Origin of the sequence: Acinetobacter sp. YK3 (assembly GCF_001729365.1) — a bacterium.
Lineage (GTDB): Bacteria > Pseudomonadota > Gammaproteobacteria > Pseudomonadales > Moraxellaceae > Acinetobacter > Acinetobacter vivianii.
Window position 1 is genome coordinate 1 of sequence record NZ_LZPJ01000040.1, and the last position, 17,391, is coordinate 17,391.

The window sequence follows — 17,391 nt, forward strand, 5'->3', positions numbered from 1 at the left end:
CCGACTCCAACGCCTACACCAACTCCAACGCCTACACCGACCCCAACACCTACACCAACTCCAACACCGACCCCAGTCGTGGCCGATCGCTTTGTCGGTTCTTGGCTAGGCGGCTTTTGCCATGAAGGGGCACGAACAAACTTAACTGTGTATAAGACTTCAGATAACAGCGTTCGTTTTACGGAAGAAACGCGTCAATTTGAAAAAGAAGATTGCACAGGCGCCATTATTAAAAATTATGCGGTTGCTTCTGATGATGCGTTGATTACTGACATTTTGCCAACTGAAACCAGTGGGACGACCACAGCGAATCGGGTGAAATATATTGATCGATATCGTCAGAATGGTATTGCCGCTGCTTATGGGTTTAAAGGTGAGGGTATGTGTGATGTACCAGCAACGGCCTCAATCAAGGATATTCAAGCTTATATGGATGCTATTGATCCATCGAGAACCGTCACTTGTTATACCCGTACCAATGTTGAGGGTTATAGCTTATTCAAACCGACTGTAAAAAATGCAACTGCAAGTTATCGCTTGTTAGATAACCAAAGCTCTTTTGAAAATTTTCTAGCGCAAGCCAATGAGCAGGGGCGTCAGGGCTTTGCTTTAGCTAGTAATTCTCTGGATGTAAAAAAAGCCAATAGTGATTTTCCAGAACCTAAAAACTTATATGTGAAAAATAATGCTTCGACGGATACTTACAGCTATAAAATTGTTGATGTCAAAACCAATGTGGTTATTAACATTTATCTGTTTTGGTTGGCTGAGATTAAAAAACAAGGTAAAGCTGGCTTTGCGTATAAGTCATCATTGGGTGAGTCACCAAGCTATACTTATAAATATTTATTTGTTAAAAATGATAAAAAACCAGCAACTTATACTTATGATAACCGCTTCTTAACCGATACCAGTCGCGCTAATATTCTGGCAACATTTAATGAGCTGGGGGCACAGGGCTGTAAGTTAATTTTTGCTGGTAGTACTTTTACCAATAACGGCACAACCGATGGCACATTTTATGTGCCAACCTGTGTGAACAGTAGTACCCATAATGGAACCTATGCATATCGTTATTTCGAAATGCCAGAAACAGAAGCAGGATTTTATGATGATAATCCAACCAAACTAGACTTGTTGCTCAAACAGCAGGCTGCGGAAGGCTATCACCTGATTGATAAGGGCAATGCACTTGGATTCTTTAATACCCAAGGCTATTTATTTGAACGTGATAGTGCGAGCACAGCCAATATTGAATCTAAGGTCTTTAAAAAAGATGCGATTCACAAACTAGACTTACCAAGCGAGGTTCAAAACCGCTTACAAGATCAGGGTAATTTAGGTTGGTTTATTAATGTGAAATTGGGATCGGTTTATAGCAATAATCCGACTTATTATGATTTAAGCTCAGGCGTGATTTTCCCGAACTAATATTTATCTTTTCCTCATTGAAAAAAGAGCCGATTCATTACAATGGATCGGCTCTTTGCGTATCAATAGATTTTTTCGTAGCCTTCGGCTCTGGTTTTAAAACGGCGATGGAACCACATCCATTGCGTCGGTGCGATACGTAATTGCGCTTCAATAATCTGATTCACTCGGATCGCATCATTCACTTCATCTTCGCTTGGCATATTGTCCACAATCGGTTCAATCAGGACTTTGTATTGTGGATTACGCACATCTCCGTACCGATAGAAATACAGCGGAATCGCGACAGCTTTCGAGATTTTCAATAAGCGACGATGTGCCGTGACCGTTGCGGCAGGGACACCAAAGAAAGGGGCCATCACGCCTTGTTTGAGACCGAAATCCTGATCAGGGCTATACCAGATTGCACCACCGTCTTTTAGGCGGCGAATCAAACCACGCATATCATCATGATCAATCTGGTGCTGATAAATGGTTGCACGGCAACGATAAATCAGCATATCCAGCATCGGATTATTCTGCGGTCGATACACCACATCTGGCTCGAAATACTGGGCGCAGATATAACCGCCCGCATCTAGCAAGGTACTATGTGTGCCGAGTAATAAGATGCCTTTGCCTTGAGCTTTGGCCTCATGAATATGTTCTAGGCCTTCAATGCTGTGACGATCTTTAAACCATTGTGGGCAATACCATGCATTCAGGGTTTCAAAAACACCCAGCATCATATCGACAAAAACTTGTTTTGCTTGGGCTTCGACTTCCGCAGGTGACCATTCTGGAAAACACAGCTCCAGATTTCGAAGTGTGGTTTTTCGGCGTGACTTGAGCAGATGCCAGAATAATCCCGCTAAGCCATGTGCCAAGCGCCACTGAATTGCCCATGGGAGAATGGCCAATAACATAAGAAAAAAAATGGCGATCCAAATTTTCCAATATTTGGGTAATAGAAATTCCCATTGAAATTCGCCAGGTATATAAGACTGCTTTTGACTCATAAACTTAGTAGAGTGAATAATGTTGAATTTTGGAGCAGTGTAACATGAAGTGAGCCTGAGAATATGCCAACACGCTTTTGTTCGGTTGCTACTCGGCGGAAATTGAATGAGAAATTCTTTGTTTCTACTTTAGCTGTAATACAATGCAGGTCATACCTGACTCAATCCAGATTGAGTTGAGGATCAATAAAACAAAAAAAGGAAGGGATGATGAATATTCAGGAAATATCACAAGGGAAGAAAAACGATGCTCAGGAAATGATCGAGTTTTATGATCAATTGGATGAGGTTGACTGTCCATTTATGTATGGTCGCTGGAAAGGGTTTGAGGTGGTAACAGGTCATCCGATGAATGGTCTATTGGAGCAGGCAAACTGGTATGGGAAATTATTTATTGATCAGGAAACGGTATATCCGTTAGTGCTCCTCAATGCGAAGAAGACAGCGTTATTTTTCCTTGATCCGAAATGGTTGCCTCTAAATCTCGATTTTAGCCTTTTGAAAAATAACAGTAAGTATTTGGCTGGTGGTTTGAAACTATTGAAAACCAAAGACAGTAAAGCCCGCTTAAGAATGACTGAGTTTCGAGGGAAAATATCGGCGACGATGATTTACGATGAAAAGCCCATTCACGATGTGTTTCGAAAAATAGATGAAAATACCGTATTGGGCTGGATGGATTTAAAACAGCAAGCCCAGCCCTATTTTTTTATTCTGCAACGCGATAATCAAAGCTCGCTTGGCTTTGAATAACCCAACTCTCTGTGATGATTTATCTTTTGCGAATTGGAACTTAGATCAAGTTGTGCGTACACTTTTAAATCTAAAAGATAAAGTGCATGCTTTTTGTCGATAGATCAATCATTATTTCGATCAGGAGATTATGGTGAAAACGATAAACATCATTCAGGGAGATATTACTCAGATTACGGCCGATGCAATTGTGAATGCTGCGAATACCTCGTTGCTCGGTGGAGGCGGTGTAGATGGCGCAATTCACCGAAAAGGCGGCGCCGCGATTTTGGCAGATTGTCAAAAAATAAAAGCAAAACAGGGTGGTTGTGCTGTTGGTGAGGCGGTGGTGACGACGGCTGGAAATTTGCCTGCGAAATATGTCATTCATACCGTTGGGCCCACTTGGGTCGATGGACAGCACGATGAAGTTTTATTATTGGAAAATGCTTATCGGAACAGTTTTAAACTGGCTGAAAATTTGAAACTACAAAGTGTAGCATTTCCGAATATTTCTACAGGAATTTATCGTTTTCCTAAACAGCTTGCTGCTCAAATTGCGTTAAAAACAATTGCTGAGCAATTAAAACAGAGTCAGTTTATAACGGAAGTCATTTTTGTATGTTTTGATGATGAGAATTTTAATATTTATCAGTCATTAAAAGATAATTTTAAGATTTAATCTGCGATTTGAGTTGGAATAGAGCATCTATCCTCAAGAGATAGATGCTCATATAAGATTTAATTACCTTTGCTTAGATTTTCTAGCTCATCCCAGCGCTCTAACTTTTCTAGCAATAATTCGTCAATTTCTGCGAGACGTTGGCTGGCTTGAGTCGCTGCATTGGCATCGCTGACAAACCATGAACCATCAGCCAGTTTCGCTGATAATGTGGCTTGTTCAGTTTCTAATGCTTCAATTTCAGCAGGCAGCTGTTCAAGTGCACGCTGATCTTTATAGCTCAGCTTCACTTTTTTTGGTGCAGGAGCGAGAGCAGCTGCGGCAGCCGCTTCAGCTTTTGCCTGCGCTTTTTTGACATCACTTTTTTGATCAACGACTTTCTGGTCTGGGCGTTGTTCTAGATAGTCTTGATAGCCACCGATGTATTCATCAATATTCCCTTTGCCATCAAACACCCACGTTGAGGTCACAACGTTATCCATAAAGGCACGGTCATGCGAGATCAGCAGCAAGGTCCCTTTGTATTCGGATAACATTTCTTCAAGCAACTCAAGCGTTACCATATCCAAGTCATTGGTTGGCTCATCCATCACAATCAGGTTCGATGGCTTAAGTAACAATTTTGCGAGAAGAATACGGTTTCGTTCACCACCAGAGAGCGCTTTTACTGGTGTACGCGCACGTTCTGGAGAGAATAAAAAGTCTTGTAAATAGCTATAGATGTGACGGCGGTTACCATTCACATCGACAAAGTCTGAGCCTTCTGAAACGTTCGCCATCACGGTCTTTTCAAGATCGAGCGCATTACGTAACTGGTCAAAATAAGCGATTTCAAGTTGCGTACCAGTCTTGACTGAACCACCATGCTCGATTTCACCCAGAATGGCTTTGATCAAGGTGGTTTTACCGACACCATTGTCACCGACCAAACCGATACGGTCGCCACGCAACACGATTGCAGAGAAATCTTTAATCAGTGCTTTGCTGTCGTAGCTCACGCTTAAGTTTTCAATTTCAAACACCAGCTTACCAGAGCGATTCGCCTCTTGGGTTGCCATGCTGACCTTGCCTTGTTGTGAACGACGCGCCTTAGACTGTTCACGCAAGTCTTTCAAGGCACGGACACGACCTTCGTTACGGGTACGACGTGCTTTAATACCTTGACGAATCCATGCTTCTTCTTCAGCTAACTTTTTATCAAATAAAGCATTTTGCTTTTCTTCTGCTTCCATTTGCTGTGCTTTGAGGTCGAGATAACGTGAATAGTTACCTTCGTAGCTACGCAAAATACCGCGATCCAGTTCGACAATACGAGTTGCGATGCTGTCCACAAATGAACGGTCATGCGAGATAAAGAGCAGGGTTAGATTATTCTGATCCAGTAAGAATTTTTCGAGCCATTCGATACTTTCAACATCGAGATGGTTAGTTGGTTCGTCCAGTAACAGGACATCGGGTTGAGTCAGTAACGCACGCGCCAATAATACGCGACGTTTACGTCCGCCTGATAAATCTGCCAGATCAGCATTTGGATCAAGTCCCATTTTACTGAGAATCGAGTTCACCTTGTTTTCGAGTGCCCAGCCATCGAGTTGATCGAGTTTGTGCTGAAGCATGCCCATACGATCACAGGCTTCCATATCGCCTAGCACGCAGGCATCGCTAGCTTCATGATATTCTTTTAAGACATTGGCTGCTTCGCCTGCACCGTCGGCAACGATATCAGCAACTTTACCGGAGTCCATTGGGACATCTTGGGCTAACATTGAAACAGTTAAACCGTTTTGAATGGAAACTTCGCCGTTATCAGGCAACAGGCTTCCCTCAATCAGTTTTAATAAAGTAGACTTACCTTCGCCATTACGACCAATTAAACAGACTCGTTCGCCACGTTCCAGGTTAAAGTTCGCGCCGTCGAGTAAGGCAGGTCCGCCAAATGCGAGATGGACATCCCTTAAAGTAATATAGGCCATAATGTTTCCTAAAAGTTCAGATGAGGTCTGAAATGACTAAACCACAAAATTTTGATGATCACGCGTCATTTTCCGCACCCATTGAAGATTTGCAAGTCCGAATTGCATTTTTAGATGATTTAGTTGAACAATTAAATCAACAACTGGCAATTCAGACGCAAGAAATTGCCGATTTAAAAAAACAGATGCAACTTTTATATCGTCGGGTTGAATCTTCTGATTTATCGGAAGGTATTGCAGCTTTTGATCCTGTGAATGATAAACCGCCGCATTATTAAGCTATTCGCCACGATAAAATAAGTCATTCATATTTACAGTCAAAACTGAGTCATGTATTTATTGTATATTTCCGACATCAATCATATTTTAAACTTGAGAATAATAAGGTTTGATGACTGCGATATATTCCAGTTTGAATGATAAATCAATGTCCTGAATATAGACTGTAAGGAAAACTTGCCTTTTTGATTCAACTTATGTAACGCTAGTAAAAGGATGTTTTGGGCAACTTTATGAGTAATATTGGAATTTGGATCACAGTTGCGATTGTACTGTTTGTACTTGGCTCGATTTTTGGCTTACGTGTTAGTCCACGAGAAAAAGCATTGGGCATGATGCGTGATCAGGCACGAAAAATGGGCTTGCATCCACGCTTAATCGCAGCGCCAGAATGGACAAAAATTCCAATGGCATCGGAAAAGCGTGCCAGTATGGTGGCCTATTATAGTGTCCTGATTCCAGATGCCCGCTTACCACTTATGCGTGCACGAGTGGTAGATGGCAAGCTTCAGGTGGTGCAAGGTGATCAGAAATTTAATGATTTAACCATTGCATTAAAAGGAGTTTATGCTATTGATATGCAGGCAAACTGTGTTGGGCTATATTGGGATGAAGAAACTGACTTAAAAGCCACACAGCTTGAACAGATAAAAACTTATTTACATGAATTAGCTCAGCGCTAATTTATTGATTGAACACAGGAAAAACGATTTATTATGGCGAAAACTCCACGCTCTGCTTCAGAAAGCACAGCAGCTTCCGCATCTGCTGCAAAGAAACGTGCCTTAGTGATTGTGGAGTCGCCTGCAAAAGCGAAAACAATTAATAAATATTTAGGTTCACAGTTTGTGGTGAAGTCATCGGTCGGTCATGTGCGTGATTTACCGACAGGAGGCGGAGCGAAGTCTACTGAAAAGAAGCCTGCAACGCGTGTCAAACTGACTGACCAGCAAAAAGCGGAAAAAGCCCAGTCTGCACTGATTAACCGTATGGGTGTTGATCCTGAACATGACTGGATTGCCCATTATGAAGTGCTGCCTGGCAAAGAACATGTGGTTGCTGAACTGAAAAAACTCGCCAAAGATGCCGATGCAATCTATCTCGCAACGGATTTGGATAGAGAAGGGGAAGCGATTGCTTGGCATTTAAGAGAAGTGATTGGTGGAGATGACAGCCGTTACCACCGTGTGGTCTTTAACGAGATTACTAAAAATGCCATTCAGGAAGCGTTTAAACAGCCAACACGCCTCGATTTAAACCGTGTTAATGCACAACAGGCACGTCGTTTCCTTGACCGTGTCGTAGGCTTTATGGTTTCACCATTGCTATGGGAAAAAATTGCCCGTGGATTATCGGCAGGCCGTGTGCAATCGGTTGCGGTAAAACTGGTGGTCGAGCGTGAACGTGAAATCCGTGCCTTTATCCCAGAAGAATACTGGCAAGTTTTTGCAGATACCTTGTCGAAGAAAGACGACATTCGTCTTGAAGCGGTTAAACAAGCCGGTAAGACGCTTAAACTCAAAAATAAAGCAGAAACCGATGCGCTATTAAGCGTATTAAAAGATGCTGAATATAAAGTTGCATTACGTGAAGATAAGCCGACTAAGGTTAATCCAAGTGCACCGTATATCACGTCGACTCTTCAGCAAGCAGCAAGTACCCGTTTAGGTTTCTCTGTGAAGAAAACCATGATGCTGGCGCAGCGTTTGTATGAAGGTGGTTTTATTACCTATATGCGTACGGACTCAACCTTCTTGAGTGATGACGCGGTGAATATGGTACGTAATCATATTCAACAAAATTTTGGTGAAAAATATGTTCCTGCCAAGCCAAACCGTTATGGCAATAAAGCAGGCGCGCAAGAAGCCCATGAAGCGATTCGTCCATCAGATGTAGGATTGACGGGTGACAAACTTGCAGGTGTTGAGCGTGATGCTCAGCGTTTATATGATTTGATCTGGCGTCAATTTGTCGCTTGTCAAATGACACCAGCAGAATATTTATCTTCGACTTTGACGGTTGAAGCGGCAAATGTTGAGTTAAAGGCAAAAGGCCGTACTTTAGTCTTTGATGGTTTTACCCGTGTTCGTGGTGCCAACAAATCAGATGATGATGTGTTACTGCCAGCCGTAAAAGTAGGTGAAGTCCTCAAGTTAGAAAAGCTTGATCCAAGCCAGCACTTTACCAAACCACCTGCACGTTTTACTGAAGCATCTCTCGTAAAAGAACTTGAGAAAAAAGGGATTGGTCGTCCATCAACCTATGCTGCAATTATCTCAACGATTCAAGAACGTGGTTATGTGAAACTGGAAAACCGTCGTCTCTTTGCCGAGAAGATGGGCGAGATCGTTACAGATCGTCTGGATGAGAGTTTTAATAATCTGATGAATTATGCTTTCACCGCAGATTTAGAAGGTCAGTTAGACCGTGTTGCGACAGGTGAGCGTAATTGGAAAGAGTTGCTGGATACATTCTATGGCGACTTTAAAAAGCGTTTGACCAATGCACAAGGCGAAAGCGGCATGCGCCGTAACCAGCCTGTTGAAGTACCCGATGTCCCTTGTCCTGAATGTGCTCGTCCAATGCAGGTACGTACAGGAACAACAGGCGTATTCTTGGGATGTTCAGGTTATAACCTACCTCCAAAAGAACGTTGTAAAGGTACACTGAACCTAACACCAGTTGAGTCTTTAGCTGCATTATCTGATGATGATGGTGCTGAAACAGCCGATTTGATGTCGAAACATCGTTGTCCTAAATGCGGTACTGCAATGGACAGTTATGTGGTTGATGGTGGCCGTAAATTGCATGTCTGTGGTAATAACCCAGATTGTGATGGCTACGAAGTCGAAGAAGGTGAATTCAAGATCAAGGGTTATGATGGCCCAACCATTCCATGTGATAAATGTGATGGTGAAATGCAGTTAAAAACAGGCCGTTTTGGTCCATATTTTGCCTGCTCAAGCTGTGATAATACCCGTAAGGTCTTGAAGAGTGGTCAGCCTGCGCCACCGCGTGTTGATCCGATCAAAATGGAACACCTGCGTTCAACCAAGCATGATGATTTCTTTGTATTGCGTGACGGTGCTGCTGGCTTATTCCTGGCTGCAAGTAAATTCCCGAAAATTCGTGAAACACGTGCACCAAAAGTGGCTGAGTTACGTAGCGTTGCGGAACAACTTGATCCGAAATATCAATTCTTGCTGCAAGCGCCAGATGTTGATCCTGAAGGTAATCCAACCGTGGTGAAATTTAGTCGTAAGAACCAGTCACAATACGTAGGTTCTGAAACGGCAGAAGGCAAACAAACCAAGTGGAGTCTAGTTTTCCAAGACGGAAAATGGGTTGAAGCTTAAACATTCAGATTTAAGAAAATGCTAGCACTTGCTAGCATTTTTTATAGCATTAACAAAAACAAGAAATATATTTTTATTGGGGAAATTATATGTGGAAAAATATTCGGGTTGCGATTTTGCTGGTCGTCTTGCTGGTGGTCGCCGTAAATGCCTATCGTGATCAAAATCAGGATTGGAATCAACCGATTCATATTTTATTGCATCCGATTAATGCTGATGGTTTAGCAACCACACAGCATTATATTCAACAATTACAGCAAGATGATTTTTCTGAGGTAAAACAATATTTAGAGAAAAATAGCCAGCAGTATCGCGGGCAAAGTAGCTATTTTATGATTCAGATTGGACGTGAGTTACAGCAAATACCACCAAAGATGTCTGAACAGCCGAGTATCTTGAACAATATCTTGTGGAGCCTAAAGTTTAGATTCTATGCATGGAAACAGCATCAGTCTGTGGATGGCTCTCCGAGTTTGACCTTATATCTGAATTTTTACGATCCTAAGCAGAGTCGGGAACTGAAGCATTCGACTGCGCTGGAACGTGGGCGGATTGGCTCGGTGAACTTATTTGCCTCATCCAAACAGGCCGCACAGAATAATGTCGTGTTGGTGCATGAGTTACTACACGGGTTTGGCGCGACAGACAAATATAATTTGAGTAATGGTGAGCCTATTTTCCCCATCGGTTATGCCCAAGCAGATCGGCAACCTTTGTATCCTCAGACTGAAGCAGAAATTATGGGAGGAAGAATCCCACTGTCTGAACACAAAAGTAAAATGCCAAATGACCTGAATGAAACGGTGATCAGCATTTTAACGGCCAAGGAAGTGGGTTGGGTGAAGTAAATTGTGGATAAGTTCAGATTTATCCATAGCATTAAACAGAACGCTCAAAAATATGAAATAAAACACAAGTTTTCTGACATTCCGTCATTAATTTTCAACATGCCTTATACAGAATTTAGTGCTGAACAGGCCCAATATAGGCTTATAACATTGATGATAAAAGAGTAAATAATGATGAAAACAGTGGGTAACGACCTGATTCGCAATCAGCTACACGCTGATCGTAAATGGTATCTGTTATTGGGCGTTTTATTGGTTATTTTTGGCTTGGTTCTTTTAGCTGCGTTACCATTCGCCACCTTGTCTGCCGTACTTCTATTTGGCGTATTGATGATGCTGGGCGGCATTTTGCATTTTATTGCCGCATTTACCGTTTTTAAAGGCGGCACGCGCTGGTTGTGGGCATTATTTGGCGTGCTATATCTGGTGGCAGGTTATTTTGCATTTACGACACCTGTGATTACTGCGGTGGTATTAACCAGTTTTCTGGCGATTGCCCTCATTATTGCAGGGATTATCCGCACGGTGAATGCATTTATCCTGAGACCCGTTTCTGGTTGGGGCTGGGTGTTGTTTTCAGGCATATTAACGTTACTCACCGGGATTCTGATTCTCTCATCGCCTGATTCTCCGTTCTGGGTGCTGGGAATGTTCCTTGCGATTGATATTTTATTTCAAGGCATCAACTATCTGACTTTTGCGGGAGCGATTAAGCAATTGCCGCATAGCTCGACCAGCGTATAAGTCATTATTTAAAATTTTGGAGCATGCATATCGCATGCTCTTTTTGTTTTGTAGCAAGAAACATTTGCATGGGTTTAGTCTGTTAAAATATCGATTCGTTTTTAATTGACCGATTGTATGACGCTTGCCAAGCTAATTGATGAACTAAATCCACAACAGAAACAAGCTGCCACCACGACTGCGCAAAATTGTCTGGTCCTGGCAGGAGCGGGATGTGGTAAAACCAAAACAATTGTGGCGAGATCGGCATATTTAATTGATCAAGGTTTGCCTGCACAGCAGATCCAGATTCTGACCTTTACCCGTCGGGCAGCAAGTGAAATTGTCACCCGTGTCGAGCAGCATATGGGTGCCCAAGCCAAAGGTTTGCGTGCATCCACCTTCCACACTTTTTGCATGTACTTGTTACGTCGTAATCCACGCGCTTTTGGTCTGACCCAGTTCAGTATTATTGATCGTGATGATCAATTGCTGATGTTCCGTTTATTACGCGGAAAAGATAAGGGCAACGTGTTGCCTAAAGCGGCTGAGTTATGTGATCTGTATTCTTATGCTCGTAATACCAAGACCAAACTTTCAGATGCTTTGTTGGAGCAGTTGCCGCAAGCGGTTGAGTACAAGGCGCAAATTGCGGAACTGATGAAAGCGTATGAGCAACGTAAGCAAGAGCGCAATTTTCTTGATTATGATGACATCTTGTCGATTGTCGCAGTGCATTTGCAAAATTCACCTGAGTTGGTGAAATGGGTCACAGGCTTCTGTTCAGCATTACTGGTCGATGAAATGCAGGACACCAATCCTTTGCAATGGGCTTTGCTGCAACCTTTGGTCGGCAAGGTGAAACTGTTTTGTGTCGGTGATGATGCACAATCGATTTATGGCTTCCGCGGGGCCGATTTTGAAAATATCCATCATTTTAAGGAACGTGTACCTGATGCCCAAGTACTGACGCTGGAAATGAATTATCGTTCCACGCAAGGTATTCTGGATTTATCCAATTGGTTGCTGGATCAAAGTCCGATTGAGTATGACAAGCATCTGCAAGCATATCGCGGTAAGGGCTTAAAGCCTCAGTTGCATATCTTGAGCAATGAGTTTGAAGAAGCAAACTGGATTATTCAGGATTTAAACCGACGTCATATGCAGGGTGCTGCATGGGCAGAGCATATGGTGCTGTTACGTTCAGGTTTTAGTGGACGTTATCTAGAAGGTGCCTTGATTGCAGCCAATATTCCATACCGCTTTATTGGTGGGGTGAAATTGCTGGAATCGGCACATGTTAAAGATGTATTGAGTCTGCTTCGTGTCAGTGTCAATCCGCAGGATGATCTGGCATGGATGCGTTTTCTGACGCTCTGGGATGGAGTGGGTGATGTCGGTGCCAGTAAATTGGCTCAGGAACTAATTCAACTGCCCGATATTGAGGCACGTTGCCAGCGTTTAGAGCGTCATGGCAAAGTACCGCAACAGGCCATTCTGATCTTGATGCAACTGGATGTGTTGCAGCAACATGTCGAAGCCTGCATTGGGCTGGCGCTAGATGCATTGAATGAACAGTTGGAAAATAATTATAAAACCAAAGACTGGACACGCCGTATCAAAGATTTTGATTTGGTTAAGCAACTGGCGCGTAAGCACAGTTCACTTGGAGAATTTCTGGAGGAGTATGTACTCGATCCAATCTCCGTCTCAGAAATTGATAAAACCCCAGATCAGGATTTGGTGACGTTGATTACCATCCATTCGGCTAAAGGTGCCGAACAAAAAGTCTGTTATGTACCCCATGTCTCTCCAACTCAATATCCGCATGCACGCGCACAGGGTGATTTTGATGATGTGGAGGAGGAGCGCCGTGTACTGTATGTTGCCTTGACGCGTGCTGAAAATGAATTAATTCTGACGAAACAGAATTTAAATTTGTGGGCACATGATCAATATGATGAGTTAGGGCGCAAAATAGAAAGTTATTTTCTGAATGATTTACCTCAACATTTAGTTGAGACGCAGATCCATCGTGATATTCCCCGTGCTTATGGGCAAGCCAGTCGCCCGCGTTCGGCTGCAATCAATTTAGGTTTTGGGATCGATTTCGATTAAACTACCCAGATTCAATTTATTTTTGATTCACCGATTTGAGAGTGAATCATGTTTTAGGTTTTAGCATGAAAATTTTAGTTCGTAATTTAGATCGTAGCGTGACCGATGCAGAAGTGCTCGACTTGTTTAAAGCCTATGGCAAAGTCGATTCTTGTGTGGTGGTTAAAGATGCTGAAACAGGAAAATCAAAAGGTTTTGGTTTTGTTGAAATGCCGAATCCACGTGAAGCGGTCAAAGCAGTGAAAGGTTTAAATACCTTGAAAGTAAAAAACTATGGCATCCGTGTGAAAATTGCGGAAGATCAAGCTTAATTCAGTATGTTAAAGCAATATACCGCTTTATCGGTTGTTGCGCCTAGTGCTGAGCGGATTGTTCAAGGCCAGAAAACCTTGGAGATTCGCTCATGGCAACCTCAAACTATTCCGCTTAAAAATCTTGTTATTGTCGAAAATCAGCATTTTCTTCGGAACGAAGGAGAGCAAGAGATTGGCCGAGCTTTGGCCTTGGTGGATATTGAGTCGATACATGTCTGGCAAGCAGATGAAATGGATGCAGCTTGTGCATCGTATTGGGCAGAAGGATATTTTGCTTGGACAATAAGCAACGTTCGTCCCTTTTCTCAAGCTATTTCCTGTTTGGCCCAGCGAAAACTGTATATGCTTGAACTCGATGGATTGATATCAAACTGATTGCCCGAAAATTATTTATTTTGGCAGGGATTGATAAAGTAGTGGTAAATGTTGGTGATTTCTTGCTGATCAATCAGGCCATTATTATTTTGATCGAGTGATTTAAAAATTTTTATTCGTTTATGGTCTAGCGAGAAGAATTGTTTCTGCCATGAAACGGACTGTCCTCTAAGCTCAATCAGTTTTGTCCATTCTTTTATATCAATCATTTGATCGCTGTTGATATCATAATCCGTATAAAGTTTTTCCCAGTCTAAGCCTGTGGGTTCACAGCTATAAGTTGTTGAAATTGCCATACAGCATATTAAGCTCAGGATGGCTTGTTTGATATGACGCATGGACAGGCTCAAAAGGATATTGATTTTATCATTAAAGCATTTAATCTTAAGCTATCCAAGAGAAAGGGTTTTTAAGGAAAATATTATGTCCCGTGTTGCTCGTTATCATGCAGATCGTACCAATCAGAAACTGTATTTCGCTCGTCTCGCATGTCAACAAGCTGAGCAAACAGAACATATTCAGCAGGCGCAGGCCTATCGTGAAGCCGCCGTTTTTCATTTACATGGCGCAATATTAGCGTTTTTGCAGGAACTGGTACGTTATTATCGTCTCAATGATTTGCAACCGACCTTTAAGTCGATTGAAGAACATATGGCAGATAAAGGGCAGGTCTCTCCAGAAATTCTGGTATTACAACAACTGGCGAAAGATGGTTTTGTCGCTGAATTGAAGCGTGCATATCGGATGTGTCAGTATGCGCCTGAGCCCTCTGCGCCAGAGCCAGAAAATGAAACGTCTTCTAATCTGATTATTAAGGTGACCCAAAGTCCGCAGGCATGGTTGCCTGATGCCAAAATCTTACGTGAATGGCATCGTGAATTAAGTCACTTAATTGATGGCTTTCGTAACGAAATGGTGGAGTTCTAAGTCGAAACTTTAAGGCGACTTGAAATCTACCGCATCAGCACTTATATAAATAAGACGTGAGAGCGCAAAGTGCCAAATACTTTGCCACCATGTTGAAACATGGAGAAAATTTATGTCAATGCAACAGTTAAAAGAATTATTTGGTAATCAGGAAGCAATTCTTGAATTGGTTCAACTCGAAGGTGGTGAGCTTGCTTTGCGCAATGCGGGTTCTGAAAATGAGCCTTTGGTCAAGATTCAGTTTAGTGACGAGGTGAAAGCCATTCTCGGAGACCAGACGCCAACCGTCGCACAGCATATGATTCAAGCGGCTTTGTTTGGATTGCTGGAAAAACAGATGAATCAGTGGCAAGCAGAAGTGCTGGACGAGCAACCTTCACATTTTAGCTAATCCTGAAAGATAAAAAAGCGTACCTTGAGTACGCTTTTTCGTTTTGAGAAATTTCTTAATGTGCTTCGGACTGATGGGCAAGTTCGATTTGATTCAGAATATGGTGACTCATATTCTTCGCCATTTCTTCTTTCGCATAGAACACTTCACCGATGTTTTCCTCACGGATAATTACAGCTTCTTCTTTGCTTTCTGCACAAATCAAGACCTGAATTTCCGGGTTGAGCTGTTTGGAAATATCCACGATACGATGAATATCTAAAATATCCATCGGTGAAATCACCAGCAGACGGGCATGTTGGATATGTGCCTGAATCAAGACATTCGGTTCAGTCGCTTCACCACTCACCGCAGCAATGCCTTGAGTACGTAATTTTTCAACAATTTCCCGATTTTCTTCTGCGATCACCACTTTGATGTTTTGCTGCATCAGATTTTCACTAATACGACGACCCACGCCACCATAGCCGATAATCACCACCTGATCGCGCAGGTAGGCCTGATCTACCTCATCTGGGAGCATTGCCAGTGGGTCACCACTACGTTCCAGTAAACGAGCCAAATGCGAGCGCTCACGAATCCAGCGTTGCACAGGTTCAATTGCAGAGAACACAAATGAGTTCAGAGTAATCGAGAATAACGCACCCGCAAGAATCAGGTTTTGCGCATCAGGTGTCAGTAAACCGAGTGATAAGCCCAGTGTTGCCAGAATGAAAGAGAACTCCCCAATCTGGGCCAAACTTGCACCTACTGTTAAAGCGGTATTAATCGGATAGCGGAAGAAAAGTACCAGAGCCATTGCAGCCAAGGTCTTACCCACCATAATGATGGCAACAACCGCTAAAATCTTTAATGGTGCTTCGACCAAGATACTTGGATCGAACAGCATACCGACTGAAACGAAGAATAAAATCGAGAAGATTTCACGTAATGGTAGGGTCTCTTCTTCGGCACGGTGACTAAAGTCAGACTCTTTAACGACCATCCCCGCAAAGAAGGCGCCAAGTGCCATTGATACGCCAAATACCGCATACGAACCATAAGCAATTGATACCGCAGCCGCAACTACAGTCAGAGTAAATAGCTCACGGGAACCCAGACGTGCCACAAATTGCATGATCATCGGGACGAGACGTTTACCAATAATCAGCATGAAGGCAATAAAGCCCGTCACTTTAAGCAGGGTGATCCCAATAGTGATCCAAATACTTTGTGATGAATCTGTTCCCGGGAGTGCCTGTCCACCAAGTAATACTGCCGTTGCAGGGAGAAGTACCAGCGCTAACACCATTACAAGGTCTTCGACCAAGAGCCAGCCGACCGCAATTTTTCCGTTAACCGAGTCCAATAGACCTCGATCGCCTAATGCTTTGAGTAATACAACGGTACTGGCACACGATAAACTTAAACCGAAGATTAATGCAGAACCAAAGCTCCAGCCCCAATACATAGAGACGCCAACACCCAGTAAAGTTGCCACGGCAATCTGTAAAATCGCACCGGGTAAGGCGATGCGTCGAACTTGGAGTAAATCTTTGAGGGAGAAATGCATCCCAACGCCGAACATGAGGAACATGACGCCAAGTTCGGCCAATTGATTCGCAAGCTGGATATCACCGACGACACCGGGCGTATTGGGACTAATGATAATGCCGGCAACGAGATAACCAATTAGAGGAGGGAGGCGTAGACGTGCTGCGATATAGCCAAAAATAAGGGCCATACCAAAACCAACAGCAAGTAATATAATTAAATCAACATCATGTGGCATCGGAGCTCCTTAATCGTTGCGGTTAAGGTAGAAATAAATGAGCATAAAACATGCCAAGAAAACAGCGCATAAATTGTAACAACTAAAATCGAATTTGTTGATGATAATTTTTTTAATTATCAAAAAAAATTATGTAAGTGATTTATTCATTTCTTTTTCTATTTATACCGCTTTTTTTGGGCAAAAAAAACGACTTCAAAAGAAGTCGTTTTTTTAAAGAACTAAAATTATTTAATTTTAGCTTCTTTGAAAATTACGTGTTGACGGATTTTTGGATCAAATTTTTTGATTTCCATTTTTTCCGGCATAGTACGTTTGTTCTTAGTAGTGGTATAGAAATAACCTGTACCAGCTGTAGAAACGAGGCGAATCTTATCACGCATTGTTCAGACTCCTTAGATCTTTTGCCCTTGAGCACGGAGCTCAGCAACAACTTTCTCGATACCCAATTTATCAATAATACTCATACCTTT

General features: G+C 42.6%; 18 protein-coding genes and 1 pseudogene. 13 read left to right on the forward strand and 6 right to left on the reverse strand.

Annotated elements, in window-relative coordinates; genetic code table 11:
- Nucleotides 1–1,431: PT dipeptide repeat lipoprotein (locus A9Z07_RS04215; protein ID WP_069577065.1), on the forward strand; the 1,431-nt coding region annotated here is incomplete at its 5' end.
- Nucleotides 1,432–1,493: 62 nt separating this feature from the next.
- On the opposite strand, the gene A9Z07_RS04220 is transcribed toward A9Z07_RS04215, so the two are convergent.
- A complete protein-coding gene (locus tag A9Z07_RS04220) occupies nucleotides 1,494–2,429 on the reverse strand; it encodes a lauroyl acyltransferase (protein WP_069577067.1) in 936 nt (311 codons plus the stop codon).
- A 210-nt stretch (nucleotides 2,430–2,639) separates the two neighbouring features.
- Between A9Z07_RS04220 and A9Z07_RS04225 the strand changes: the two genes are divergently transcribed.
- Together A9Z07_RS04225 and A9Z07_RS04230 are read left to right on the forward strand one after the other, a co-directional pair.
- Nucleotides 2,640–3,182 (forward strand): DUF4334 domain-containing protein, encoded by a 543-nt coding sequence (locus A9Z07_RS04225; protein ID WP_069577069.1) that lies wholly within the window; start codon nucleotides 2,640–2,642, stop codon nucleotides 3,180–3,182.
- Nucleotides 3,183–3,315: 133 nt separating this feature from the next.
- Entirely contained in the window at nucleotides 3,316–3,843 is a 528-nt protein-coding gene (locus A9Z07_RS04230) for an O-acetyl-ADP-ribose deacetylase (RefSeq protein WP_069577082.1), read from the forward strand.
- A gap of 59 nt (nucleotides 3,844–3,902) precedes the next feature.
- Here A9Z07_RS04230 and A9Z07_RS04235 read toward each other — a convergent pair whose 3' ends face one another.
- On the reverse strand, nucleotides 3,903–5,816 hold the full coding sequence (locus A9Z07_RS04235; protein WP_069577071.1) for an ATP-binding cassette domain-containing protein: 1,914 nt from the start codon (nucleotides 5,814–5,816) through the stop codon (nucleotides 3,903–3,905).
- 32 nt (nucleotides 5,817–5,848) lie between these two features.
- Here A9Z07_RS04235 and A9Z07_RS04240 point away from each other — a divergent pair, with 32 nt between their 5' ends.
- From A9Z07_RS04240 to A9Z07_RS04275, 8 genes are all read left to right on the forward strand, one after another.
- Complete coding sequence (locus tag A9Z07_RS04240) at nucleotides 5,849–6,094, forward strand: SlyX family protein (RefSeq protein ID WP_004774270.1); 246 nt, start codon at nucleotides 5,849–5,851, stop codon at nucleotides 6,092–6,094.
- A 234-nt stretch (nucleotides 6,095–6,328) separates the two neighbouring features.
- Entirely contained in the window at nucleotides 6,329–6,778 is a 450-nt protein-coding gene (locus A9Z07_RS04245) for a hypothetical protein (protein ID WP_004774271.1), read from the forward strand.
- Between the two features lie 33 nt (nucleotides 6,779–6,811).
- Nucleotides 6,812–9,451 carry a type I DNA topoisomerase gene (topA, locus tag A9Z07_RS04250; protein WP_004774272.1) on the forward strand — a complete coding sequence of 880 codons (2,640 nt, stop codon included), beginning with the start codon at nucleotides 6,812–6,814 and terminating at the stop codon, nucleotides 9,449–9,451.
- A gap of 89 nt (nucleotides 9,452–9,540) precedes the next feature.
- Complete coding sequence (locus A9Z07_RS04255; RefSeq protein WP_069577073.1) at nucleotides 9,541–10,299, forward strand: hypothetical protein; 759 nt, start codon at nucleotides 9,541–9,543, stop codon at nucleotides 10,297–10,299.
- A gap of 171 nt (nucleotides 10,300–10,470) precedes the next feature.
- Nucleotides 10,471–11,043 (forward strand): HdeD family acid-resistance protein, encoded by a 573-nt coding sequence (locus tag A9Z07_RS04260; protein WP_004774274.1) that lies wholly within the window; start codon nucleotides 10,471–10,473, stop codon nucleotides 11,041–11,043.
- 117 nt (nucleotides 11,044–11,160) lie between these two features.
- Entirely contained in the window at nucleotides 11,161–13,140 is a 1,980-nt protein-coding gene (locus A9Z07_RS04265; protein ID WP_069577076.1) for an ATP-dependent helicase, read from the forward strand.
- 65 nt (nucleotides 13,141–13,205) lie between these two features.
- Nucleotides 13,206–13,451 carry an RNA recognition motif domain-containing protein gene (locus tag A9Z07_RS04270; protein WP_032810903.1) on the forward strand — a complete coding sequence of 82 codons (246 nt, stop codon included), beginning with the start codon at nucleotides 13,206–13,208 and terminating at the stop codon, nucleotides 13,449–13,451.
- 6 nt (nucleotides 13,452–13,457) lie between these two features.
- Complete coding sequence (locus tag A9Z07_RS04275) at nucleotides 13,458–13,829, forward strand: ASCH domain-containing protein (protein WP_069577078.1); 372 nt, start codon at nucleotides 13,458–13,460, stop codon at nucleotides 13,827–13,829.
- An 11-nt stretch (nucleotides 13,830–13,840) separates the two neighbouring features.
- Here A9Z07_RS04275 and A9Z07_RS04280 read toward each other — a convergent pair whose 3' ends face one another.
- Nucleotides 13,841–14,167: an EF-hand domain-containing protein gene (locus A9Z07_RS04280; protein WP_069577080.1), complete on the reverse strand. Its 327-nt coding sequence runs from the start codon at nucleotides 14,165–14,167 to the stop codon at nucleotides 13,841–13,843.
- An 85-nt stretch (nucleotides 14,168–14,252) separates the two neighbouring features.
- Between A9Z07_RS04280 and A9Z07_RS04285 the strand changes: the two genes are divergently transcribed.
- Nucleotides 14,253–14,756 (forward strand): DUF6586 family protein, encoded by a 504-nt coding sequence (locus A9Z07_RS04285; protein WP_004774279.1) that lies wholly within the window; start codon nucleotides 14,253–14,255, stop codon nucleotides 14,754–14,756.
- Nucleotides 14,757–14,868: 112 nt separating this feature from the next.
- Nucleotides 14,869–15,147 carry a hypothetical protein gene (locus A9Z07_RS04290; protein ID WP_004774280.1) on the forward strand — a complete coding sequence of 93 codons (279 nt, stop codon included), beginning with the start codon at nucleotides 14,869–14,871 and terminating at the stop codon, nucleotides 15,145–15,147.
- A 55-nt stretch (nucleotides 15,148–15,202) separates the two neighbouring features.
- Here the strand turns inward: A9Z07_RS04290 and A9Z07_RS04295 are convergent, their stop codons facing one another.
- The 3 genes and pseudogenes from A9Z07_RS04295 to rpmB all read right to left on the reverse strand — a co-directional run.
- On the reverse strand, nucleotides 15,203–16,918 hold the full coding sequence (locus tag A9Z07_RS04295) for a cation:proton antiporter (protein ID WP_062848086.1): 1,716 nt from the start codon (nucleotides 16,916–16,918) through the stop codon (nucleotides 15,203–15,205).
- Between the two features lie 227 nt (nucleotides 16,919–17,145).
- Nucleotides 17,146–17,301 (reverse strand): 50S ribosomal protein L33, encoded by a 156-nt coding sequence (gene rpmG, locus A9Z07_RS04300; RefSeq protein ID WP_003654787.1) that lies wholly within the window; start codon nucleotides 17,299–17,301, stop codon nucleotides 17,146–17,148.
- Between the two features lie 12 nt (nucleotides 17,302–17,313).
- Nucleotides 17,314–17,391: pseudogene (gene rpmB / locus A9Z07_RS04305) on the reverse strand (50S ribosomal protein L28); the annotation flags it as partial.